Annotated in this window: 20 protein-coding genes and 1 pseudogene; 11 read left to right on the top strand and 10 right to left on the bottom strand. The window is 68.5% G+C overall.

What is annotated here, in order from left to right; translation table 11 throughout:
• Positions 1-7: 7 nt before the first annotated feature.
• Together ACN28I_RS29185 and ACN28I_RS29180 are read right to left on the bottom strand one after the other, a co-directional pair.
• The gene (locus tag ACN28I_RS29185; RefSeq protein WP_420948737.1) at positions 8-496 is read right to left on the bottom strand and encodes an SGNH/GDSL hydrolase family protein; all 489 of its coding nucleotides are present in this window, start codon (positions 494-496) and stop codon (positions 8-10) included.
• Positions 497-776: 280 nt separating this feature from the next.
• Positions 777-1,037, bottom strand: a pseudogene (locus ACN28I_RS29180) (acetyl xylan esterase); the annotation flags it as partial.
• Between the two features lie 321 nt (positions 1,038-1,358).
• Here ACN28I_RS29180 and ACN28I_RS29175 point away from each other — a divergent pair.
• From ACN28I_RS29175 to ACN28I_RS29160, 4 genes are all read left to right on the top strand, one after another.
• Positions 1,359-1,808 (top strand): universal stress protein, encoded by a 450-nt coding sequence (locus ACN28I_RS29175; protein ID WP_420945200.1) that lies wholly within the window; start codon positions 1,359-1,361, stop codon positions 1,806-1,808.
• A gap of 51 nt (positions 1,809-1,859) precedes the next feature.
• On the top strand, positions 1,860-2,627 hold the full coding sequence (locus ACN28I_RS29170; RefSeq protein WP_420945199.1) for a hypothetical protein: 768 nt from the start codon (positions 1,860-1,862) through the stop codon (positions 2,625-2,627).
• Between the two features lie 99 nt (positions 2,628-2,726).
• Positions 2,727-4,175, top strand: a complete 1,449-nt coding sequence (locus tag ACN28I_RS29165; protein ID WP_420945198.1) for a M20/M25/M40 family metallo-hydrolase — start codon at positions 2,727-2,729, stop codon at positions 4,173-4,175.
• A gap of 115 nt (positions 4,176-4,290) precedes the next feature.
• Positions 4,291-4,665 carry a hypothetical protein gene (locus ACN28I_RS29160; RefSeq protein WP_420945197.1) on the top strand — a complete coding sequence of 125 codons (375 nt, stop codon included), beginning with the start codon at positions 4,291-4,293 and terminating at the stop codon, positions 4,663-4,665.
• Positions 4,666-4,739: 74 nt separating this feature from the next.
• Here ACN28I_RS29160 and ACN28I_RS29155 read toward each other — a convergent pair whose 3' ends face one another.
• The gene (locus tag ACN28I_RS29155) at positions 4,740-6,191 is read right to left on the bottom strand and encodes an amidase (RefSeq protein ID WP_420945196.1); all 1,452 of its coding nucleotides are present in this window, start codon (positions 6,189-6,191) and stop codon (positions 4,740-4,742) included.
• Between the two features lie 257 nt (positions 6,192-6,448).
• Between ACN28I_RS29155 and ACN28I_RS29150 the strand changes: the two genes are divergently transcribed.
• The 3 genes from ACN28I_RS29150 to ACN28I_RS29140 all read left to right on the top strand — a co-directional run bounded on the left by ACN28I_RS29150 (position 6,449) and on the right by ACN28I_RS29140 (position 9,736).
• On the top strand, positions 6,449-7,237 hold the full coding sequence (locus tag ACN28I_RS29150; RefSeq protein WP_420945195.1) for a WecB/TagA/CpsF family glycosyltransferase: 789 nt from the start codon (positions 6,449-6,451) through the stop codon (positions 7,235-7,237).
• Between the two features lie 71 nt (positions 7,238-7,308).
• Positions 7,309-8,433: an acyltransferase family protein gene (locus ACN28I_RS29145; RefSeq protein ID WP_420945194.1), complete on the top strand. Its 1,125-nt coding sequence runs from the start codon at positions 7,309-7,311 to the stop codon at positions 8,431-8,433.
• 22 nt (positions 8,434-8,455) lie between these two features.
• Positions 8,456-9,736, top strand: coding sequence for a carbamoyl-phosphate synthase (locus ACN28I_RS29140; RefSeq protein ID WP_420945193.1), 1,281 nt, complete (start codon positions 8,456-8,458; stop codon positions 9,734-9,736).
• A 12-nt stretch (positions 9,737-9,748) separates the two neighbouring features.
• Here the strand turns inward: ACN28I_RS29140 and ACN28I_RS29135 are convergent, their stop codons facing one another.
• Positions 9,749-10,483 (bottom strand): hypothetical protein, encoded by a 735-nt coding sequence (locus tag ACN28I_RS29135; protein ID WP_420945192.1) that lies wholly within the window; start codon positions 10,481-10,483, stop codon positions 9,749-9,751.
• Complete coding sequence (locus ACN28I_RS29130; RefSeq protein WP_420945191.1) at positions 10,480-11,703, bottom strand: AAA family ATPase; 1,224 nt, start codon at positions 11,701-11,703, stop codon at positions 10,480-10,482. The genes ACN28I_RS29135 and ACN28I_RS29130 overlap by 4 nt, the downstream gene beginning before the upstream one ends.
• 120 nt (positions 11,704-11,823) lie before the next feature.
• Here ACN28I_RS29130 and ACN28I_RS29125 point away from each other — a divergent pair, with 120 nt between their 5' ends.
• Both ACN28I_RS29125 and ACN28I_RS29120 read left to right on the top strand, forming a co-directional pair.
• Entirely contained in the window at positions 11,824-13,395 is a 1,572-nt protein-coding gene (locus tag ACN28I_RS29125; protein WP_420945190.1) for a tetratricopeptide repeat protein, read from the top strand.
• A gap of 69 nt (positions 13,396-13,464) precedes the next feature.
• A complete protein-coding gene (locus ACN28I_RS29120) occupies positions 13,465-14,331 on the top strand; it encodes a fatty acid desaturase family protein (RefSeq protein WP_420945189.1) in 867 nt (288 codons plus the stop codon).
• Positions 14,332-14,500: 169 nt separating this feature from the next.
• On the opposite strand, the gene ACN28I_RS29115 is transcribed toward ACN28I_RS29120, so the two are convergent.
• Positions 14,501-15,820, bottom strand: coding sequence for an SPFH domain-containing protein (locus ACN28I_RS29115; protein ID WP_420945188.1), 1,320 nt, complete (start codon positions 15,818-15,820; stop codon positions 14,501-14,503).
• Positions 15,817-17,331: an SPFH domain-containing protein gene (locus ACN28I_RS29110; protein WP_420945187.1), complete on the bottom strand. Its 1,515-nt coding sequence runs from the start codon at positions 17,329-17,331 to the stop codon at positions 15,817-15,819. The genes ACN28I_RS29115 and ACN28I_RS29110 overlap by 4 nt, the downstream gene beginning before the upstream one ends.
• Positions 17,332-17,607: 276 nt before the next feature.
• Here ACN28I_RS29110 and ACN28I_RS29105 point away from each other — a divergent pair, with 276 nt between their 5' ends.
• Entirely contained in the window at positions 17,608-18,462 is an 855-nt protein-coding gene (locus ACN28I_RS29105) for a fatty acid desaturase family protein (protein ID WP_420945186.1), read from the top strand.
• A 26-nt stretch (positions 18,463-18,488) separates the two neighbouring features.
• On the opposite strand, the gene ACN28I_RS29100 is transcribed toward ACN28I_RS29105, so the two are convergent.
• From ACN28I_RS29100 to ACN28I_RS29090, 3 genes are read right to left on the bottom strand one after another with little or no spacing between them, the layout of a single operon-like run.
• Positions 18,489-21,239 (bottom strand): glycoside hydrolase family 44 protein, encoded by a 2,751-nt coding sequence (locus ACN28I_RS29100; RefSeq protein WP_420945185.1) that lies wholly within the window; start codon positions 21,237-21,239, stop codon positions 18,489-18,491.
• Positions 21,239-22,843, bottom strand: a complete 1,605-nt coding sequence (epsD, locus tag ACN28I_RS29095) for an exopolysaccharide biosynthesis glycosyltransferase EpsD (protein ID WP_420945184.1) — start codon at positions 22,841-22,843, stop codon at positions 21,239-21,241. Before epsD ends, ACN28I_RS29100 begins: the two co-directional genes overlap by 1 nt.
• Positions 22,840-23,067, bottom strand: coding sequence for a hypothetical protein (locus tag ACN28I_RS29090; protein WP_420945183.1), 228 nt, complete (start codon positions 23,065-23,067; stop codon positions 22,840-22,842). Before ACN28I_RS29090 ends, epsD begins: the two co-directional genes overlap by 4 nt.
• A gap of 65 nt (positions 23,068-23,132) precedes the next feature.
• On the opposite strand from ACN28I_RS29090, the gene ACN28I_RS29085 reads away from it, so the two are divergent.
• Positions 23,133-23,489, top strand: coding sequence for a hypothetical protein (locus ACN28I_RS29085; protein ID WP_420945182.1), 357 nt, complete (start codon positions 23,133-23,135; stop codon positions 23,487-23,489).
• The last annotated feature ends 68 nt before the right edge of the window (positions 23,490-23,557 follow it).

Here is a 23,557-nt window from a genome sequence, read left to right as displayed (position 1 = left end):
CCCCGTCTCAGAAGCCCAGGCCCTGGATGAAGGGAGCGATCTCCTTGGCCATCTCGGCGTGGGACTCATTGGTGGGGTGCCAGTCCTCGCCGTAGGGGTCCCCGACGATGGGGGTATAGGCGAAGTAGTGGACGTTGGGATCGCCCAGGTCCGTGACCATGTCGCGGACGTAGGTCTTCATCTTGGTCCAGTGCTCGCGGCCGGGCGGGTAGTTGTCGTTCATCATCGGGCCGACGGAGCAGACGATCTTCGCCCTCGGGTAGTACTCGCGGAGCTGCCGGACGAAGGCCGCGTAGGCCTTCTTGAACTCCGTGGCGTCCGGGGCGGTCGGGAGCTTGTCGGGGCCGGACACGTTGAAGTCGTTGTTGCCCAGGTTGATGACGATGAGCTTCCGGCTGGTACCACTGGGTGTTCCAGATCGGCGCCTCGCGGTCGGGGTAGACGCGCGTGTAGAGCGAGGGGAAGGCCTTGCCCACCGTGGAGCCGTCTTTGTCATTGATGTTGCGGTAGACGCCGGTGCCGGAGATGCAGGTGGTGATGACCTCGGCGTTGAACTTGCGGCCCAGCAGGGAGCCGTAGGCCTGGGAGATGTCCTCGTTCTTCGAGTGGTAGCCGGTGTTGGGCTCGGTATAGGTGGGGGCGTAGATGTCCACCTCGTTGCCGTAGCCGCAGGTGATGGAGTCGCCGATGAACTCGAAGCGCCTCTCGGGCCAGGGCGGCGGATCCAGGAGGACGCCCTGGACGCTGACGCCGAGGAACTGGATGGGCCCGGCATAGGGCTCGGTGCGCTTGACGATCTCGATGAGGTGCTCGCCCCGGGGGAGGTTGCGGGCGCCGCGCAGGATGTTGCGGCCGGGCTTGAGCTCGACCTTGGCCTGGGTCTTCCCGTCGACGATGACGTTGACCCAGTTGGTGTGCTCCGGGCCGCCGGTGCCATGGTCCTCGAAGGCCACGTCCACGCCGGTGCAGTTGCAGCGGAAGCGGACGGTGACGCCCGAATGGGCATAGGTGGGCCCATCCTTCGTGGACCAGTCCATGCGCCCGATGTACTGCAACCGCGTGTCGTTTCCGTCCGGGACGTAGTCGAACCAGGGATCGAAGGGCTCGCAGCCAGCCAGGAAGAGGACTGGCAACAGCCAGGCAAAACGGGAGCGGAGCATTCGTGTGTCCTCCAGGCGGCGAGTATCGCGCAGTGCGAGGGGGGCGTCACTCGCGCGGCTGGGAGGGGAGCGGGTGCAGGAATTGCGTGGGGGTGGAGTGTGCGCAGCATTTGCGCCGCGCGTGCGGGGGCTTCCGAGGGAGCGCGGGTGGGAACGGCCATTGCACCAGGAGGGGGAGACCTGACCTGGAGTGGAGCCATGAGCAAGATTCAGCGAATCCTCGTGCCGGTGGACTTCTCGGAGACGTCGAAGCGGGCGCTCGAGTACGCGGACCTCTTCGTGAAGAGCTTCGACGCGAAGCTGGACGTGCTGCACGTGTGGCGGCCGTCCGAGTACGCGGGAGACGAGATGGTGGTGCTGACGCGCAGCGAGCCGGAGCTGACGCTGTCCACCTACCTGCGCAACCACGCGGACCAGCAGCTCACGGCCTTCCTCGAGAATGTCCCCCACGCGAAGCGGATGTTGGAGGCGGGAGATCCGGCGCACGTCATCGCGAAGGTGGCGGGCGAGGGCGGGTATGACCTCATCATCATGGGCACGCACGGGCGCACGGGCCTGTCGCACATGATGATGGGCAGCGTGGCGGAGAAGGTGGTGCGGCTGGCGCCGTGCCCGGTGCTCACCTACCGCGCGCCGGAGAAGAAGTAGAGGCGGCCGGGGGCGTGCTTGAGGTAGCAATGCCGGCACATGGAAGCCAGCATGGCATTGGCGGTGGTGCTCCTCCTGGGGGTGGGTCTGCTCCTGGGAGGAGGAGGGCTGTTGCTGTGGAGCAAGGCCCGGCGGGCGCGGTGGCGCGCCCTGCCGAGGAGCCGGGCGAAGCAGGCGCGTCCGGGCACCTCCGTGAAGGTGGTGGGCCGGTTGCGCGCGAGGGAGCCGGTGCGCACGCCGCTCACCGGCGTGGACTGCGTGTACTACCGGCTGCGCGTCTGGGAGGAGGATGGCGACAACGTGCGCCAGCTCTTCACGGAGACGGAGTACGCGGAGGGCTGGGAGCTGGAGGACGAGTCCGGCCGCATCGGGCTGGAGGGCGCGGAGGCGTCCTTCTCCTTCCTGGACGAGCACGAGTACAGCCCCGGGGGACTGCTCGACACGTCGGGCCTCGAGCGCGAGGAGCTCTTGCGCTACGTGCAGGACAAGACGGGCCGGGTGCCTGAGAAGTCCCTGCGCCTGAAGGAGGAGCGGCTGGAGCTGGGAGACAGCGTGGTGGCGGTGGGGCAGGTGGCGCTGGGGAAGCGAGGGCCGGTGCTGGTGGCGGGGCCCAAGCTGGAGGTGATGCGGGGCACGGAGCAGGAGGTGCAGGGGTACAGGGACCCGGACCTCATCTCCTGGGTGATGCTGGCGGCGGGCGTACTGCTGTGCGTGGCGGCGGGCGCGTGGATGTGGGAGGAGCCCGAACCCGTACCGGTGGTGAAGGACCAGCCGTTGAAACGCCTGGGCCCGGCGCGGTCCGGCGCGCGGTCCGAGTAGGCAGAGCCGGGAGCGAAGGCGCGCCGGGGCACCGGGGTGCTTGCGAGGAAGCGCTCGCGGAACGAGAGTGCAGGCCCCCTCTCTCTCCGGAGTCACCCCGTGCCCTCGGTCCTCCCGCTCTCCGCCGCGCTCCTGTCCCTGCTCACCACCGCGCCGCGGGCCCCGGCCCCCGAGGCCGTGACGGGCCCCTCGTTGCAGGTGGCCGAGCGGCTCATCGGCGCGGCGCTCACCGAGGGCCGTGCGTACGCGCGGCTGGCGGAGCTCACCGATGGCATCGGCCCGCGGCTGGCGGGCTCGGAGGGCGAGAAGGCCGCGGTGCAGTGGGCGAAGCGGAGCTTCGAGGCGGACGGGGTGAAGGTGTGGTTGGAGCCGGTGAAGGTGCCGCGCTGGGTGCGAGGGGAGGAGAGCGGGCGGGTGCTGGCTTCGGAGCGCTACCGTGCGCACCCGCTGGCGCTGATGGCGCTGGGCGGGAGCGTGGGCACGCCGGCCAAGGGGCTGACGGCGGAGGTCATCGAGGTGCGCTCGCTGGAGGAGGTGGCGGCGCTGGGGGAGAAGGTGAAGGGGAAGGTGGTGCTCTTCAACCACTCGATGAGCGTGGCGGCGGACTACGGCAAGGCGGCGGCGCTGCGGACGCGGGGCGCGTCGGTGGCGGCGAAGGCGGGGGCGGTGGGGATGCTGGTGCGCTCGTTGGCCACGGCGTCACTGCGCTCGCCGCACACGGGGGCGATGCGTTACGAGGAGGGCGTGCCCCAGATTCCGGCGGCGGCGGTGTCGGTGGAGGACGCGGAGCTGCTGCACCGGCTGCTGGCGGGAGGGCCGGTGAAGGTGGAGCTGAAGCTGGGCTGCCGGACGCTGCCGGACGTGGACTCCTTCAACGTGGTGGCGGAGGTGCCGGGCCGGGAGAAGCCGCGGGAGGTGGTGTTGCTGGGCGCGCACCTGGACTCGTGGGACGTGGGGACGGGGGCGCACGATGACGGGGCGGGGGTGGTGATGGTGATGGAGACGGCGCGGCTGATCGGAAAGCTGAATCCGGCGCCGAGGCGCACGGTGCGGGTGGTGCTGTTCGCGAACGAGGAGAACGGGCTGAGGGGAGGCCGTGCGTACGCGGAGGCGCATGCGGGGGAGCTGGGCAACCACGTGGCGGCGCTGGAGATGGACGCGGGAGGCTACAAGCCGCTGGGGGTGGTGCTGAGGGCGGGCCCTGGAGGGGCGGAGCTGGTGGGCCCGTGGCTGAAGCCGCTGGAGGCGCTGGGGGCGGGGAGCATCCTGCCGGGGGAAGCGGGAGGGGCGGACATCTCGCCGCTGATTCCGGCGCGAGTGCCGTTCGTGGGGGTGAGGGTGGACAGCAGCCGGTACTTCGACGTGCACCACTCGGAGGCGGACACGCTGGACAAGGTGGACCCGAAGGATCTGGCGCAGGCGACGGCGGCGGTGGCGTGGGTGAGCTACGTGCTGGCGGAGGTGCCGGGGGTGTTGCCGAGGCCCGAGGCCCCGCCGGCTGAGGCTCCGAAGGCACCGGCCGCGGCCCCCAAGTCCTCAGCGCCGTGAACCGGTAGAACCCAAGCCTCCACTGAGCCCAAAATCCCCTCGCCCGCCGGGAGAGGGACGGGGTGAGGGTGCCGGGAGCCGAGGGTTCCCACCCGAGTCCCGAAAAGAGAGCACCATGAGCAACGAATTGGACCCGGAGGATCGCCGGGCGCCGCGCGAGAGCCGGCTGAAGCAGGAGCACCGCGAGTCCATCCTGAGCGCGCTCAAGGAGGTGCACGAGCGGGTGCACCAGGCGGCGCCGGAGGGCTCGAGCCCGAAGCTGTCACAGGGCTGGGTGGACCGGAGGAGGCTGCTGCTGGTGGACCTGGCGCTGCACCTCTGCGAGGAGGCGGTGAAGGGGGAGACGGTGGGGACGAGGGAGCTGGCGGAGAAGGTGCACTCGGTGCTGTACGTGGCGAAGGATCTGGCGCCGGGGCACGCATTGGAGAAGGCGGCGGAGCTGGTGCTCGAGGCGCTGGGAGAGGGAGACCCGGACGCGCACGTGGATTGAACCCGTGTATGTCCCCTCTCCCTCTGGGAGAGGGCCAGGGTGAGGGTCGTCCCCTGCCCGTCAACGCGCGCGGCTCAGAACCCGGGAGGCTTGCGGAAGGCGCCCGTGATGTGGGCGAGCGACTCGGAGAGGGCGAGCAATTCCTCATCGAGCCACCGGCGGCCGACCACCTGGATGCCCAGGGGGAGGGGCGAGTCCACCAGCTCGGTCAGCGGCAGCACCACCACGGGGTGGCCGGTGAGGTTGAACACGGAGGTGAAGCCGGCGGTGCCGGACATATAGGGCACCCGCTGCTCATCCACTTCGATCCACTCGCCACTGGGCCGGTGCGTGAACGCCTGTCCCACCGAGACGGGGCACAGCCAGGCGTCCCAGTCGGAGAGGAAGGACTCCACCTGCCCGGTGATGCGGTCGCGGATGGCGAGCGCCTCGATGTACTCGGGCATCTCAATCTGCATGCCGCGCACGACACCGCGATTCAAGGTGGCCTCGCCGCGCATGGCGTTGAAGCGCACGCTGATGGCGAAGCGGAACAGGAAGGGCATTTCCGAGCCAATCTCGGCGCCGAGCACGCGGCCCCACACCTCCCACAGCTCGTCGAAGTTGATGCCTTTGGGGGCGGCGTGCTCCACGCGGCAGCCGAGCCCCTCGAGGGTGCGCGCGAGCTTCTCCAGGGCGGCGCGGGTCTCGCGGGTGACGGGCAGGCCGCCGAAGTCCTCCGTCCAGGCGATGCGGTAGTGGCGCGGCTCGCGCGGGGGCACCTCGCGGACGGGCAGCGGAGGCACGTCGAAGTCCTCGTCATCCGGGCCGGCGAGCAGCTTGAGCCCGAGCCGCAAATCCTCCACGGAGCGGGCGAGGGGCCCGGCGGCGCCCTCGTAACGGACGCCGCGGGGGCGGCCGGGCAGCGGGGGGATGTGGCCGGAGATGGGGACGCGGTGCTCGGTGGGCTTGAAGCCGAAGACGCCGCAGTAGTGCGAGGGCACGCGGATGGAGCCGCCCAGGTCACTCCCCACCTCGAAGGGGGACATGCCCGTGGCCACGGCCACCGCGCCGCCGCCGGTGCTGCCGCCGGGGGTGCGCGACTCGTCCCAGGGGTTGCTGGCCCGGCCGAAGAGGTGCCCGCTCGTCTGTAAATCCAGCGTGAGGGTGGGCAGGTTCGTCTTGCCCAGGAGGATGCCGCCGGCGGCCTTGAGCCGGGCCACCACGGTGGCGTCGTGCGAGGGGATGTGGTTGCGCAGCCGCTTGTAGCTGCTGGTGGTGCGCACCCCGGCCGTCATGAAGGAGTCCTTGATGGTGAGGGGCACCCCGTGCAGGGGGCCCCAGGACTCGCCGCGGGCGGTGGCCTCGTCGGCCTGGCGGGCGCGCTCGCGGGCACGCTCCTCGTCCAGGGTGACGATCGCGTTGAGGCGGCCGTTGTGCCGGGCTATCTGCGCCAGGTGGGCTTCCAGCAACTCCCGGGCCGATACCTCCCGGGCGCGTATCAGCGCCGCGAGCCGGTGGGCCGGAAGGAAGTTGAGCTCCTGCATAGGGCGCCGTCCTCCGCGCAATGTGCGCTGCGTCGTGGACTCCAAAAGCTAGACACGGGCCACGGCGACTCCGTCATCCACTGTCCGAAAGTCTCTCCCACCCGTTCACCACATGGCGGAGCATGTGCGTACCCCTGTTGACGGCGGACACTCGGTGAGGTCGGCCGGTACCCGGCGCGGGCCGGCGCCACACCCCGCGTCAAACCGTTCCGGTCGCCCGCCCGGTCCACTATCCTCCCGCGTCCTCAGGAGGAAGCATGCCGAGCCAGGAGCCCACGAAGTCCGAGCGCGCGCGCAACTTCATGGCGCTGATGAACCGCATCCGCATCATCGACGACGAGGCGGCCGAGCAGGCGTTGCTCGACGAGCTCGCCCGTCCCACGCGTCCCTTCATCCTCTCCTTCCTCAACGCGCACGCGGTGAACCTGGGGTGGAATCAACCAGGGATGCTGGAAGGGCTGATGCGCTCGGACATGGTGCTGCGCGACGGCATCGGGGTGAAGCTGGGGCTGAAGGCCTTCCAGCGGCCCTTTGGGCTCAACATGAATGGCACGGACTTCATCCCGAAGATTGCCCGGGCGTACACGGGACGGCGGGTGGCGCTCTTCGGGACGCGCTCGCCGTGGCTGGACAACGCGCGGCGCACGCTCGAGGAGTGGGGGCTGAACGTGGTGGCGAGCCAGGAGGGGTTCGATCCACCGGAGACGTACCTGCGGCTGGCGGCGGAGACGAAGCCGGAGCTCATCCTCATGGCGATGGGCATGCCCAAGCAGGAGGAGGTGTCGGTGAAGCTGCGCGAGGCGCTCACGCACCCGGTGCTCATCGTGAATGGGGGCGCCATCCTGGACTACATCGGCGGGAAGGTGCCGCGGGCGCCGGTGGTGATGCGCAAGGTGGGGATGGAGTGGCTGTTCCGGCTGGCGGTGGAGCCCAAGCGGCTCTTCACCCGCTACGTGGTGGGCATCCCCGTCTACTTCGCGCACGTGGCCAAGGTGCGCCGCTCCGGTGAAACGGGAGAGCCGCCGAGCGGGCGAGCGGTGCGCTAGCGGTACGGCGGGAGCGCGTCCTGCGCGCCCCTTGTAGAGGGCTGGGAATTCTGCGTTGCTGAAGGCGCACCATGGACTCCGCCCAGACCGCCCATCAGTCCTTCCTTCGCACCAAGACCTTCGGAGCCCTGGACGGGCTGCGAGCCCTCGCCATCTTCGCCGTGGTGCTCTACCACGTGCTGGAGGCCCGAGAGGGCCTGGTGGGGCGCTTCTACCTGAGCGTCTCGCTCTTCTTCGCCATCAGCGGCTTCCTGATTACCACGCTGCTGCTGCGTGAGCGGGCCCAGACGGGGACCATCTCGCTCAAGGGCTTCTACGCGCGGCGCTCGCTGCGCATCTTCCCGCTCTACTACGCGGTGACGGCGCTCTACATCGTGCTCGTGTCGCTCTTCGAGACGGACATGGCGGTGCGCGGGGCCTTCTTCGACAACGTGAAGTACTACCTCACGTACACGTCGAACTGGTTCATCAACCTGGAAGAGGGCCGCATCATCTTCTACTTCGCGTGGTCCATGGCCACCGAGGAGCAGTTCTACCTGCTGTGGCCCTTCGTGGTGCGCTACTTCAAGAGCACGTGGGGCCCGGTGGTGTTCATGTCGGGGATGCTGGTGGTGGGCATCTTCATGGGCTGGGCGACGAAGACGGGCTACCTGGACATGAAGCACCTGTGGGTGCGGATTCTCGCGAGCATCTCCATCTCGGTGTGCATGGGCTGCCTGTCGGCGTACCTGGTGCACTTCGAGAAGCCCTTCGCGTGGACGTGGAAGGTGCTGGGGCAGGTGTGGAGCGTGCCGGTGATGGTGGTGTTGGTGTTCTTCGCCATCTACAACTACAACACGCCGCTGTGGCTGTCCTCGCTGCTGCTGACGCTGATGGTGGTGGCCATGTGCATCCGGCCGCAGCACGTGCTGGCGCCGCTCATCGACCACAAGTGGCTGCGCTACGTGGGCTCCATCACCTACGGCATCTACCTGATGCACATGATTTCGCTGAACATCGTGCGCCGGGTGGTGCCGCACAACCTGCCGCTGTACTACGTGCTGACGCTGGCGCTGAGCATCGTCTTCGCGACGCTGAGCTACCGCTACTTCGAGAAGCCGTTCCTGAAGCTGAAGGATCGCTTCGACTGGCGCTCGAAGAAGCCGGTGGCCGAGGCGGCGCAGCCGGTGGTGAGCACGCCGGTCAACCTGGGCTGAGAGACACGAGGAACCCGACACCATGACGACGCAGTCCCGCCCTCCCATCCTGCTGACGATGGCCGACTACTACGGCACGTTGGCCGCGGTGCGCAGCCTCGGCCGGCTGGGGATTCCGGTCACCGTGGCCGAGTCCAAGCTGCTGGCGCCGGCGCGCTGGAGCCGCTACGTGACGAGGCGGGTGGAGTGCCCGGACGTGGGGGACTCGGACGCCTTCCTGGAGTGGCTGCTGCGCTTCGGCGAGGCCGAGCCGGGGCACGTGCTCTACCCGACGAGCGATGACATGGCGTGGCTGTTCGCGCTGCACCGCGAGGAGCTGGGCAGGCACTTCCGGATGTACCAGCCGGGGGTGGACGTCATCTACGGGCTGCTGAACAAGCAGCGGCTGCACGACCTGTGCAAGGACGTGGGGCTGGACGTGCCGGACACCTGGTTCCCGGAGGGCGAGGCGGACCTGGAGAAGGTGGCGGCCGAGGCGCGCTTCCCGGTGCTGCTCAAGCCGCAGACGCAGATTCTGTTCGAGAGCCACGTGAAGGGCTCGCAGGTGGAGCGCGCGAGCGAGCTGTTGCCGCGCTACCGCGAGTTCCTGGAGCGCAACCGGTACGGGCGGAAGCTGCTGGACTACGACAGCGAGGCGAACCGGCCGATGGTGCAGGCCTTCTACACGGAGGCGGCGCAGAACATCTTCAGCCTGAGCGGCTTCGTGGACCGGACGGGCGAGCTGTTCGTGGCGCGCGGGGCGTTGAAGGTGTTGCAGCGTCCGCGCAAGCTGGGCATCGGGCTGTGCTTCGAAGAGGTGCCGGTGGAGCGGGAGCTCGCGGAGAAGGTGCGGGCGCTGTGCAAGAAGCTGGGCTACCACGGCACGTTCGAGGTGGAGTTCATCCGGGCGGGTGGGAAGCAGCTGTTGATCGACTTCAATCCGCGCTTCTACAGCCAGATGGGGTTCGACATCGCGCGGGGGAGCCCGCTGCCGCTGTTCGTGTACGAGGCGGCGTGTGGGCACGAGGATCGGCTGGGCGAGGTGGCGAAGGATGCACTGGGGTGGCAGGGCGGAGGCCAGTACATCTACTGCCACCGGGGTATCTTCGAGCTGTTGCTGAGGGCGCAAGGGTTGTCGGGGCGGCTGAGCTCGGACGAGGTGAAGCACTGGCGCGAGTGGTACGCGCGCAACCGGGAGCGGGCGGTGGACGCGGTCATCGACACGGGGGACTGGGTGCCGTGGATGGTGGACGTGGCCATGCACCTGCGCTCGTACGCGAGGCACCCGAAGGGCTTCATCCGGACGATGGTGCTGGACCGGTAGGCGCGAGCCGCGTCACGGCTCCATGGACTTGAGGGCGAGCGCCGACAGCGCCACTTTCAGATCCTCGGAGGCCTGTTTCCAGCCGGTCCAATCGTAGCGATCGAGATCCTCGGCGGAGATGCATTCGGCGAGACTCGCCTGCATCTTCGCGTTGATGCTGCCCCCGAAGGAGTGGAGCAGTCGCTGGAGCTCGGCCTTGGCATCTCTCCTCAGCGCGTCCTCATCCGGTTCGGGTACGGAACAGTGCTCGCGGCCGTAGGCCAGCTCGATGGCCCGCTTGCGCGTAAGCCAGGATTGGATTTCTGGCGCGGGTTGCAGCAGGGGCACGTGCGTGCCGAGGCTCGTGTTGACCACGAGCACGGCCCTGATGACGGCGGAAGCCCCCGTATCTGCGTCATGCGTGGCCACGAGCAGGTCGACTGGAGCCGGGCCTCCGCGCGCCGGCTTCAATGCGGCTGAGACGAGCACTCCGAGCTTGTTCGAGTCTGCGAGGATCTCGACCATCGCAGGCTGCCGCGAGAACGGGAGCGCTGGAGGTTGGAGGATGCGTATCCCGTCGCTCTGCTTGATGAATCGCCGGTCCCAGGGCTGGCCGCCATTCATCAGGGGATAGAGGGCCCGCCGCACGAGGATTTCCATCGCTCCCTGCTGCTCATGGGGAACCGGGGTGAAGGGGGGCTGCGTACGGTTCTTGCCACGCTCGTCCTTGCCCTCGCCGAGCACGGTGACGCGGAGCGGAGTCTTCATGCATCCAGCCCCGGAACGCCTCCGAGGGCTCCCGAGTACCAGAGGTCTCCCGCGTTCGCCTGGAACTTGTCGACGAGAGTGCGCAGCGTTTCGTTCTCCTCGAGGGCGTGGACCTGCGTCCCTGTCACACTGCTGTATTCGACGACGCGGATCTCCGATGGCTCCACCCAGCGCACGAAGTCGACGGATTGGGTTGCGACGACCACTCGAAGCGGATGGCCGGTGAACTCACCGTTCGCGAGCGAGCGCAGGAATTCGACTCGCTTACCCATCAGATGTGGATGGAGCGCTGCTTCTGGTTCATCGATGAGGAGCGTGCCGTGCGGAGGCGTCGTTGCCCCAGCCCAGAGCAGGAACAGGGTTGTCAGGACACCATCCGCTTCCATTTGAGCCGGAATCAGTTGCTTCGAGCGTCGGGTTGAAAAGACCAGGTGCTGGATCTTGCCTTTGTCACCGGTGTCGAAGCGGATGCGCTGGATGTGCGGGAAGAGTTCGCTCAATCTCTGCGAGATGGCCTCGAAGCGCTCACTTTCCCGATTCTGGAGGGTGGCCAACGAAGCCACGAACCCCGAACCGTCTGGCCATACCTCGTTGTCAGCGGTGGGATGGAGCATCGCCGTGCTGTTCGGCCGAAAGTAGCGCGCGGTTCCGAAGGATTCCAGGTGTTGGACAAGGCCCTCCGTCTCCTCGCGGAACGGAGGAAGCCTTCCGAGCTGAGAGAGCATCCATGTGATGGAAAAGTGGCGTGGCTGCGACAGACTGATGGGCCGATCGTGGATCCTGAGCGCTTGAATTCCCATGTCTGTGCCGAGCGAACGTCCATTCTGATCCCTCAGTTGTTCCTTCAGGATCTGCGGCTCGGCCTTTTGCTCTGAACCCGGCTGCGCAACGATGTTGCTGCGTACCTGCTCCCAATCAATGCCGAGCGTCATTTCGTAATCGGGTTGAGTGGAATCGGGCTGGACGAATCCACGCAGGATGAGGAACTTCGCCGCATCTCCCCCGTTGATGATTTGGGGCCACTGGGAGCCCGTCAGTGAGTAGCCCGCGTATTTCACCTCCTGCATGGGCTGGTTCCGCAGCATCGCGAACAGCTCGATGCCGCGCATCACGGTCGTCTTGCCGGAAGCGTTGGACCCGAGGAGCACCGTCAGCGGGCTGAGTGACACGCCCGTCTTCTGGATGGAGCCAAGGTTCTCGATTTCGATTCGTTCCAGCATTGCCGCCGAACATGCCCAGTGGGCCAGAATCGGTCAACGTCCGGCAATCGGCCATCGTTGAGCGTCCCGTCCATAGGTCCGGACTTGAGGGCGTGGGCCGATTCGGGCATTGGAGCGCGCATGGGACTGGGTGACGCGTTTCGCTCGTGGCGGCTCTCGCGTGAGGTGCGCCGGCTGTTGATCGCCGGGGAGCGGAAGAACGCGCTCGCGCTCGTCTCCAGCGTGGGCGGGCAACTCCGGGCCAGCGCCCTGGTCGGCCTGGCCCAGGACTGCGACGAGGACGAGCTGGAACTCGCGTGCGAGCTGCTCCAGCAGGCGCTGGCGCGCGCTCCCCAGGATGATGACGTCATGTGGCTGTTGGCCCGGCAGGAGGCCAAGGCTGGCCGGGTGCGCTCGTCCGTCGAGCGGCTGCGAGCGCTCCAGGTCCGGCACCCCCGCCGCGTGGACGTGCTGGCCGAGCTGGCCAATCAACTCATCGAGCTGGAGCGCGCCTCCGAGGCGGAGCAACTCCTGGCGGGCTGGGAGGAGTCTCCGGAGCCCCGGCTCCTGTGTCTGCTCGGCAAGGCCCGTTTCGCCCAGGAGCGTCTGGAGGAGGCGCTTCCCTCGCTGGAGCGGGCGATGGAGCTGTACGAGCAGATGATTCGCGCCGATCCCTATGGACAGGCCGTGCGCGATGACGCGTACGTGGAACTGGAGGCACTTCACTCCGAGGTGCTCGCCTCCCTGCATGGCCAGGAGGCGCTGGTCGTGGACGCGGCGCGCCGGCGCAAGCTGGATGCGCGCGCGGGCGTGAACTTCCTGCTGCTCGCGGCGCACCAGATGGTGGGGGCGCCGTGCCGAGCCCCCAGCCTCTCGCTACTCCCGCTCGATCGGATGCGGGTACTGGCGGACGAACGGCTGCGCGAGGACGCCGCGGATACCGTGGGTCTCGTCCAGCGAGGCGGGGTGGCTCTCCGCGAGGGCCGCTTCAGCGACGCCCGGAAGCACTTCGAGCGGGCGCACGAGTTGTCTCCGGGCGACTTCGCGCCCCTCCTCGGCAAGGGCATGGCGCTCGAGCTCGACGAGCAGGACGTCCTCGGGGGCTTGAAGCGTCTGCCCGACGTGGGCCCGCTGGAGGGGCTCGAGCGCGTGTTCCCGGACTGGACGGTGCTGACCGGGCGGGAGCAGCGCGTCGTGCATGCCTCGGTGCTCCCCTTGCGCCAGTTCCTCCCGAGCCTGGCCGCGAGGGGCTACCGCCTTCGGATCCTCCCCCTGGACGTGCGCGTCTCGGACGTGCCCGAGTTCGCTCCTCTGCGGGAGGAGCGCGCGGGAGAGGGCGATCATCGGACATTCGAGGCGCTCCACGGAGTGACTCTCGGGAACCTGGCGATGGCGAAGGTGGAGGGGCTGTTGAGCCTGTCGCCCGGGGCGAACGGGTGGGTGCTCGCCCACGAGTTCGCGCACCTCGTCCTCATCGCGGGGCCCGACACGCTCCGCTTCCGTGTGCAGAGGTTGCTCCGGCGGGCCGAGCGCGCCGGTTACGTGGGTTCCGAGTACCAGAAGCAGAACGAGGACGAGTTCTTCGCCTGTGCGTACACGGAGTACCTCGCGCGGCGTTACGGGCTCGAGGTGGAACAGCAGCTGGATGACCGGGGTGTTTCCGCCGGCGTCTTCGCCCTTTTCGAGGAACTGGAGCGCCCGGTCTCCGGGTGACCATCCCGGGAAGGCGGTCTGTTCTGTATACTGGAGGACCCTTGGCCTCGGCCCCCCTTCTCAAAGCGCATGACCCTGTTCCGACATCCTGAAGACCGCATTCCCGTCCTGCTGTTCCTGTGTGTGTTCGCGCTGGACCTGACCGTGTACTTCACGGCGAGCAGTTGGTGGCTGCCCGTGCTGTGGCTCGCGGTGATGGCCATTCCGAAGGGGTGGATCAGCGCGTGGAACCACCACCACCAGCACGTCACGATGTTCCGCCACGCGCCCCTCAACCGGCTGCTGGAGATCGTGTTCGGCTTCCAGACGGGCATCACGTCGCACGGGTGGTTCCTGCACCACGTGGTGGGCCACCACGTGAACTACCTGGACCAGGAGAAGGACGAGTCCCGCTGGAAGCGCGACGACGGCTCCACCATGGGTGAGGTGGAGTACTCACTCAAGACGGCGCTGACGGCCTACCCGAGGGCCTTCCAGGTGGGGCGCAGATACCCCAAGGCGCTGCGCGTCTTCCTGGCCATGGGCGCGCTGCAGGTGGCGCTGCTCGGCGGACTGTTCTGGCACAACTGGTACAACGCGCTCTTCGTCTTCCTGCTGCCCATGTGCCTGTCGCTCTACCTCACGGTGTGGGCCACGTACTTCCACCACGTGGGGCTGGAGACGAAGGAGCACGCCGAGGCCTCGTACAACATCCTTCATCGGGGCTACAACCTGATGACGGGCAACCTCGGCTACCACGCCGCGCACCATGCGAAGCAGGCGCTGCACTGGTCGAAGCTGCCGGAGCTGCACGCGAAGATGGCGCAGGACATCCCCGCGACGCTCTACCGCCAGCCGGGCATTCCCTTCGTGTGGAGTGGCTCGGAGGAGAAGCTGGAGCTGACGGACGAGCAGGTGGAGGCGGCGCTCGCCCAGGCCCGGCCCGCGGGCTCCTGAGTCCGGACACCTGAAGTGACACACCAAGGGGCTCGCGGTGGACGCGGGCCCCTCTGCGTTTGGGCGGATGACTTCGTGAGGACCGGGTCCGGCGGCGCGCTGGACCAACTGGTCCAACAATCGGACCAGTTGCTCGAGTCCGGGCCCGGCGAGCCCTTCTTGAGATGGCTCAGTGCCCGGTGCCCAGGCCCTGCGCATCCGCATGGCCGTCCGCGTGTCCATCGGCCTGCCCGTCCGCGTGCCCGTTGCTCAGGCCGAGCGCGCTCGGGCCGATCATCTTGGGCAGCATCTGGGCCAGCACCAGGGTGGAGAGCGCGGACTGCTCACCGCCGCCGCTGCGCACGACGACGGGGCGCGGGGCGTGGCGCATGAGGGCCTCGGCGACCTTCAGCCGCCGCAGCGCGAGCTGGTACTGCAGCACGGCCCGGTTGTCCTGATAGGACCTGCCGAGGTGTTGCAGTCCACGCGCCTCGTTCTCGGCCTCCTTGAGGGTGGCCCGGCCGCGCGCTTCGATTTCCCAGCGCACGCGCTGCGCCTCGGTCTCCTTCTCCTGGAGCATGCGGGCCACGTCCTCGCGCGCCTTGTTGGTGGCGGCCCTGACCTCGACGAGCCGGGCATCGCGCACCTTCTTGGCGCGCTCTATTTCCATCAGCAGGCTGTCGGCGCGCTGCTTGCGGATGAGCTCCCAGCCGCGGGCGTAGGCCTCCAACTCCTTGGCGACCTTCTCGCGGGTGGCGAGGTGCTGCTGGTACTGGTCGGGGAGCTGCACGTCGGGGATGTTCGCGCCGATGATGCGCACGCCGTAACGGGTCATCTGCTTGTTGAGGTAGGTCTGCATGTCGCCCACGTCGCTGCCGCGCAGGTCATAGGCGCGCTCGGTCTGCACCTGGCGGCTGCGCTGGCGGATGGCGTCCTGGACGGCGCTGCTGAGCACCATGTCGAAGTTGCTCGCACCGATGTTGCGCACGAAGGCGATGGGATCCTCGATGCGGAACTTGAGGAAGAACTCGATGGCCTTGAGCGGCACGTTCTCCTTGGTGGGGCAGGCCACCACGGGCGCGGTGTAGGGCACCTCCGTCGAGGTATCCACCACGGCCTCGACCTTGTCCCAGGGCCACCAGAGGTAGTGCCGTCCCGGCGTCAGCGTGCCCACGATTTCGCCGTAGCGCGAGAGGATGCCCGTGGTGCCCTGCTCGATCTCCACGATGGAGCCGCGCCACAGCCACAGCAGCGCGAGCGCGAGCGAGAAGAAGGCGCCGAACCCCGCCAGGGCGCGGACGAACCCGAGGTCCGCGAAGAGCGCCACGCCCGCGAGGTAGAAGGCGAACGCGGCGAACACCAGCCAGCCGTAGCGGCGCCGGTCCTTGGGGATGACGACGGGGACGACCTGGCCCTCCTCGCCCGAGCGCAGCAACTGGCGGATGCGGCCCCAGGTGGCGACGGCCTCCTTGATCTTCGAGAACTCCTGCCTTCTCACGGGGGTGCTCATGCCGGGCCTCCTGGAGCCGCCTCTCCAGCGTGGGCTCCCGTCTCCAATTCCTGGAGCTGCTTCTCTCGCGCCTGGATGCGCGCCTGGATTTCGCGGGTCCGTCCGCGGATGACCTGGATGTCCGCCTCGCTGTAGAGCGCCTGGTCGGTGATGCCGAGCATGTGCCGCGCCGTCTCCAGGTAGTTGATGCGCTGGTCCTCCTCGACGCCGATGTCGATGATTTGAGGCAGGTGCCCGGAGACGGCCTCGAGCCGGTCGAGCACGTCCTGCTGGAAGCGGTACTGGAGGATTTCGGGGAACGAGGCGCTGCTGACGGCGCGGATGTCGAGTGCCTGGGCCTCCAGCAGGGCGGCGTTGGCCTTGGCGGCGCTCTCGGCCTCGCTCAGGAGCTGGCGGGCGTAGGCGTTGGCGCGGTGGATCTCCTTCTCCTTCGCGGTGTCGATCTGCGCCTGGTAGGTGGCGATCTCCGCGCGGATGGCGGAGAGCGTCTCGTGGAGCGAGGCGAGCTCGCGGTTGAGATCGCCCTCGTCCTGCTCCTTGCGCAGCTTGAGCTCGTACTGCCAGGTGTAGGCCTCCTTGGCGACGCGGACCATCTCCGGCGCGGCGAGGTCCATGCGGTAGTCCTGGCTGGAGGGCTCGGCGTGGGTGATGTTGGCGTTGACGAAGCGCACGGCGGGGAGGAACTGCTGGTTGAGGCTCGCGAGCATCGCCTGGGTGCTCTCGCCGATGAGGTCGTAGATGTCCTCGGCCTTCTGCTCGTAGATGAGGGCGCGGGTGACCTCGCTGATGGCGTTCTGGAGCTTCTCGGAGAAGCCGTTGGCGCCGCCGAGGGCGAAGATGAACTGGGCGGGGTCCTCTATTTTGAACTGGAGGAACAGGTCCACCGAGGCGTTGACGCGCTCGGCGGTGGGGGCCTCGCGGATGGGGGCGTTGTAGGGGTACTCGCGCGTGGTGTTGATGATGTAGCTGACGCGCTTCCAGGGGTTGAGCAGGGTTTTGCGGCCCGGCCCGGCGATCTCCTCCAGCTTGCCGAAGCGGGTGATGAGGGCCTGGCAGCCGTCGGGCACCTTGACGAAGCTGTTGCGCCACAGGTTGAAGGCCGTGTAGCCGGCCACCACCAGCCAGTAGTGGGGCCCGAAGAGAATCGTCGAGAGGTTGCCGAGGCCGGGCAGGCCGCCGAGGACCGCGGTGAGGCCCGCGCCGGTGAGGCCGAGCGCCACCAGCCCGAGGACGATGGCGGCCCAGAGGTAGGAGCGGTGGTCCTTGGGGATGACGACGGGGGAGATGACGTTGGTGTACTGGCCCGAGTTGGCGTCGCGCTGGGGGAAGCTGCGGTTGACGATCTCCGCGGAGTCCTCGAGTGTGGCGCTCCGCTGCTCGATGCGGGTACCGGGCGCCTCACCCCGCTCGCGCGCGGAGAGGAAGTCGGCGGAGTCGATGCGGAACTGCTCGATCTCCTTGCCCCGGGCCAGCTTCTGGACGGTGTCCAGGGTTTCCTGCCATTTGCCCATGCGCCCCCCTGCGTTCCTCGTTGGGCGAAGGTAGAGGCGCCATCGCACATGGGCAGGAGACAGGCGGGCGCGGCGCTGACTGCTGAGCAGAGCGAGGGGAGAAGGGTGCCCCGGTCAACGAGAGGGACGTCCCGGGGGGAGGGGCCGTGGGGGAACAGCGGACGGCCTGGGGAGCCGCTGTCCGCCCCGCCGTTCTCAAATCCTTACTCGGTGATTCCGGGCCTCGCTGTATCCTACCCAGCCCATCTCGCCGGATCTCACCAGAGTGGAAGACGCATGACCTTGTTCCGTCACCCCGAGGATCGCATCCCCGTCCTGCTGTTCGCGTGCGTGTTCGCACTCGACCTGACGGTGTATTTCATGGCGAGCAGCTGGTGGTTGCCCATGCTGTGGCTCGCGGTGATGGCCATTCCGAAGGGGTGGATCAGCGCGTGGAACCACCACCACCAGCACCTGACGATGTTCCGGCACGCGCCGCTCAACCGGCTGCTGGAAGTCGTTTTCGGCTTCCAGACGGGGGTGACGTCCCATACGTGGTTCCTTCACCACGTGGTGGGCCATCACGTGAACTACCTGGACCAGGAGAAGGACGAGTCGACGTGGAAGCGCGCCGACGGCTCCACCATGGGTGAAGTGGAGTACTCGCTCACCACGGCGCTGACGGCCTACCCGAGGGCCTTCCAGGTGGGGCGCAAGCACCCCAAGGCGCTGCGCGTCTTCCTGTCCATGGCGGCGCTGCAGGTGGTGCTGCTGGGCGTGCTGTTCTGGCACGACTGGTACAACGCGCTCTTCGTCTTCCTGCTGCCCATGTGCGTGTCGCTGTACGTGACGTCCTGGGCCACGTACTTCCACCACGTGGGGCTGGAGACGAAGGACCACGCCGAGGCCTCGTACAACATCCTTCACCGGGGCTACAACCTGATGACGGGCAACCTCGGCTACCACACGGCGCACCACACGAAGCAGGCGCTGCACTGGTCGAAGCTGCCGGAGCTGCACGCGAAGATGGCGCGCAACATCCCCTCGACGCTCTACCGTCAGCCGGGCATCCCCTTCGTGTGGAGTGGCTCGGAGGAGAAGCTGGAGCTGAGTGACGATCAGGTGGAAGCCCTCGCCCGCCCGGCGAGGTGAGCCGTGGGGCGCGAGCCTCCGCGCCCCTACTGCTTGAGCGTCACGTCGAGCACGGTGATGGACCAGGGAGGCAGCAACATCTGCAGGCTGCTGCCGGCCTGGAAGAAGGACTTCCGCTCGGCGAAGCCGGAGGGCTCGCCCGCGTAGCCCATCACCCGGGCGCTGGCCACGTTGCCGCAACCCTTGAGCTCCACCTGGGTGCTGCGGGCGGCGTCCGGCTCGAGGTTGAGGGCGATGGCCACCACGCGCTTGCCGTCATCGCTGCGCGAGGCGAACAGCGACATGCCCTGCGAGTCCGAGGCCTTCTCGAACTTCGTGGGCACGTAGTTGTCCTGGAAGCGCCCGCCCTTGCCGTCGAAGTTGCGGAAGGCGCGGAAGGCCCAGAAGGTGGGGCTGCGGTTGGGCGGGTAGGTGAAGAGGAAGGCCGAGGTGAGGTTGTGCTCGGCGAAGCGTCCCAGGGCCTCGGCCTGCGCGAGGCCTCCGCTCATGTGGCCCGTGGCGCCGAAGTTGTACTCGCCGATGGACAGGCCGCGGCCGGGGTAGTTCTCCGCCACCCAGCGCTTCATGCGCGGAATCAGCTCGACGTGGTCATCAATCCAGGACTCGTCCTTGTACTTCGGGTCCCACAGCGCGCGCGTGGAGCGGATGCGCCGCGCCGAGGTGTCCGGGTCCGTGGCGCCGCGCTCCTCGAAGCCGATGCCATCGCCCTGCGGGTAGAAGTGCAGATCCAACACGTCGAGGACGCGCACGCCCGTCTGCTTCTCGTGCTCGGCGAGCTTCTTGAGGTACCAGGCGATCAGCGGCGTGTTGCCGTGGGCCTTGCGGTCCTTCTTGTTGCCGCCCGGGGCCACGTCGGCCGCCGAGTTGAAGTAGTTCGTCCAGCCCCACTCGGCCGGGCCGGCGATGAGACCCTCGGGGTCCGCCTGACGCACGGCGGTGCCGTAGGCGATGGTGCGCTCGAGCAGCTCGTCGTAGGTGACGGGCTCGGGGTGCACGTCCCGGTGCGTGGTGTTCCAGAGCATCGGCTCGTTGTCGAGGATGTACTGGTGCACGGTGCGCCCGCGCGTCTTGTCCTTCTCGCGGATGGAGCGCACCCACTCGTGGATGAAGGAGGGCGGTGCCTCGACGCTCGTCTGGGCGGCGGGCAGCGGCGAGAGGCCCTCACCGGAGAGGGAGATGCCGTTGCCGGCCTCCGTCACATCCGGGTCCATCTTCTGCTGCGCGCCGAAGAGGGACTTGGGGAAGCCGACGGAGGTGGAGTCCTTGGCCACCCAGCCGAGCATGGGCACGGTGAGGGCGGACTGGAGGCCGCGCTGCTGGTTGGCCTGGAGGAAGCTGTCGGAGGTGTACTGGGGCGTGGTGCCGAGGATGATGTTGCGGAAGAAGTAGTCGTTGGCCGTGTTCCAGACGTTGCCCAGCTTCCAGTTGTAGCGGGAGGTGGGGTTGCCGCCCCAGCGGCGCGCCGTGGCGCCGAGCTCCCACTGGTGGCTGTCCTTGAGCTCGCGCAGGTTGTTGAAGGCGATGCCGTAGATGAGCGGGCTGATGGGGTGGCCGCGCTGGGTGCAGTCCACCACGACCTTGGCGCTCTTGGCATCGCCGAGCGCCACGCGGCCCCCGCCCACCGCGGCCGCGTCCGGAAGCGCCTGCTGCCCGGCGGCGCTGGGCGTGGCGGTGGTGACGAGCCGGGCCAGGCCCACCTGGTTCAGCTCCACCCAGTCCTTCTCCACGTTCTTGTGGGCGCGCACGACGAGCTGCGTGAAGGCGTGCTTGTCCGGGTTGAGCTCCGCCATGGGGACGAACACCTGCGTCCACTCGCCGTCTCGCGCGGTGATGTACGCGTCCGACAGCCGCACGCGGGGGAAGAGCGTCTCGCCCTCGGAGTCCAGCCGCAGCTCGAGGAAATCCCCGAAGCCCGGGGGTGCCTTGTAGCGCAGCGCGACGCCGCCGTACTCGGCGCCCAGGCCCTTCTTGTAGAGGATCCACCCGCCCAGGTGCGCCATGCGCAGCTTCGCCGGGGTGGCCCCCTTCAGCTCGCGCTCGGACCAGCCACGGTCTTCCCAGCCCGGCTGCAGGCCGTTGTCATAGGCCAGCTCCACGGGCTCGACGACGGCGCGGGCCGCCTCGCCCGGCTGCTGGGACTGCTGTTGCGCGAAGGCGGTGCCATCGGCGGGCGTCATGCCACCGGGAGCGGTGAGGCCCACCTGATCCATCTCCACCCAGTCGTTGCCCACCTTCTTGTAGGCGCGGATGACGAGCCGGCTGAAGGTCACCTTCTCCGGGTTGAGCTGCTCGAAGGGGATGAAGAGCTGCACCCACTCGCCCTCGCGGCGCGCCACGTGGCTTCCGTCCACGCGCACGCGGGGGAAGAGCGTCTCGCCCTCCGAGTCCAGCCGCACCTCGAGGAAGTCGCCGAAGCCCGCGGGCGCCTTGTAGCGCAGCGCCAGTCCGCCGAACTCCCCCTGGATGCCCTTCTTGTGCAGCATGAAGCCGCCCAGGTTGGCCAGGCGCATCTTCGCGCTGCCCGAGTGCTTCGTATCCCGCTCGGACCAGCCCTCGTCCTCCCATCCGGCTTGGAGCCCGCCGGCCCAGGCCGTCTCGGTGAGCGGGGGGATGTTGTAGACGCCCGAGGGCAAGACGGGCCCGGAGGAGGTGGCCGCCTGGGAGGTGTTCTGCTTGCAGGACTGCAGCACGGGGACGCACAGGTACACGCCGGCCAGCAGGGCCGCTCGGGCCCTCCTGCCATGCGTTGGTGCACCGCTGCTACCGGACCGCCGCATCACTCGCCGTCCACGTCCTTGTTGCGGGGAATGATACGCGCGGGAATGCCCACGGCCACGCTGTCCGGGGGCACGTCCTGGAGCACCACCGCGTTGGCGCCGATGCGCGAGCGGGCGCCCACGGTGATAGGGCCGAGGATGCGCGCGCCGGCACCCACCCACACGTCATCCTCGATGACGGGGTAGCCGTCATCCTTGGCGGTGCCCACGGTGTTGTTGCCGTAGAAGCGCACGCGGTTGCCCACCTTCGCGTCGCCGCCCACCACGGTGCCCAGGCTGTGGACGAAGTACACGCCGCTGCCCAGCTCCACGTCCTTGCCGATTTCGACGCCGAGCACCGCCGTCTGCGCCACGCGCAGCGCGTGGTTGCCGAGCGGAATGCCCAGTCCGCGGGCCGCCTCGCGCATCCGCTGCAGCGCCAGCACCCGGAAGCCGTCCGAGGTGAGCACCATGGCGGCCACGGCCTTCACGCCGGGCTGGCCGTACTCGGAGCGCGCCACCTGCATCGCGTCGTCCTTGAGGGCCTTGGCCAGCTTGAGCACCTGGCCGGGCTTGCCGCCGGTGAGGGCGTAGCGCGCCACGTGCCTGGCCGCCTTGGGCAGGGAGCCCGCCTCGGTGCGCGCGCCGCGCAGGTACTCCATGGCGTACGTCACCGAGGTGCCCATGAAGGCCGCCTGATGCAGGCCCGCCTTGTCCGCGAGCTTCGCGGCCGCCATCACCGCCTGCGTCACGGGACGGGTGGCCTCGGGCGCCACCACCGCGGCGGCCAGCAGCGGCCGGGCCAGCGGATTCATCTCGAAGAGGAAGCGCCAGGGGTCCACCTGCGGCACGTCCGCGTGTTTGGCCGCCACGCGCGAGTCGAAGATGCCGTAGCGGTGGGCCCGCTTCAGCCACTTCTCGAAGCTGGTGTGATCCGAGCCGTGCAGCACGTACGCCCCGGTGCAGAACTCGAAGCGGCAGCCGGCCTTCTCCAGGCGCACGCCCAGCTCGATGTCCTCGGACTGGCCGAGGCTCTTGTCGAAGCCGCCGGCGGCCACGTAGTCCTCGCGGCGGAACGAGACGTTGCCGGTGAAGAGCTGCCAGCCGCGGGCGCGCCGCTTGGGGCCGCTCATGCTCGCGGCGATGCGGTTGTTGAGCCACGCGTACCACCGCTCGAAGAGCGGCATGTCGGAGATGGCGGGGTCCGGGCGGATGCTGCCGATGACGACGTTGCGAGAGCCGCGCGGGTGACGCGCCAGGTGCTTGGCGAGGAAGTCCTCGGCCACCTGCATGTCGTCGTCGGTGATGAGCACCACCTCGCCGCGCGCCGCGAGCACGCCGCGGTGACGGGCCGCCGCCGCACCGGCGTTGGCTTGCGTCTCCACGCGCAGGCTGAAGGGGAGCGTCAGCTTCTCCAGGTGGGGCGCCACGGGCTCGCGCGAGCCGTCATCCACCACCACCACCTCGAAGTCCGAGGCGGGCAGCGTCTGCCGGGCGAACTGCGCCAGCAGCCGTTGGATGAGGTCCACGCGGTTGTAGGTGGCAACGACGACACTCAGCCGCGGGCGCAGGGCCACGGGCCGAGGTGGAACAGCGGCGCCAGAGGCGCCGTTGGCTGCGCTCATTTCTTCGAAGCTCCGGACGTGGGCTGGAGGGTAACGCTCCCGAGGAAGCGCTCCTTCCCAATCAGGTCCAGCGTACGGCGAGCGGAGGTGTAATCCGAAGTCCCAAGTGAGACGCACAGCAGCGCCCGCTCGGCCGCCAGGGCGACTTCCAGGCCCACCGGGTTGGCCACGACGGAGTCGAGCAGGACCACCACGCGGTCCCCCTGCTCCACGTAGGCCATCATCTCGGCCACCACGTGCTGGGCGGCGCCGAGCTTCCAGGCCTTCCGCGTCCAGGAAGTGCACCGGCGTGCTGCTCTGCCTGCTGGCCACCTCGATGATGGCCTGCACCACCTGCAAGCCCGAGCCGCTCTCGTGCGAGGGCACCACCACCAGCGACGACCACCGGCCGCGCTGGTTGAGCATCGCCCACAGGTGCAGCAGGGTGCTCGAGGGCGCGGCGTTGGCGGACTTCTGCTGGGGAACGGGCTGCTGTTGCTCGACGACCTCGGACGTACCCTCCCCGTTGGGGGCAGGCGCCGAAGGAGACGTGGGGGCGGGCTGCGTCCGGTTGCCCCGAATCACCGACAGCGGCTGTACCACGCGCCGCTGGTCCGGTGGATTCGGACCTCCGTTCCGCGAGCCACCCTTGGTCTTCTTGTCATGAGGCTCGAACATGGGCAGAGCCATGTTACCGCGTTGCCGGGCGTTTGGCATCTCGGAAGCGGCAGAGTT

Source organism: Archangium gephyra, assembly GCF_049060025.1.
Lineage (GTDB): Bacteria > Myxococcota > Myxococcia > Myxococcales > Myxococcaceae > Archangium > Archangium gephyra_A.
This window is presented reverse-complemented; position numbering and strand designations above follow the sequence as displayed.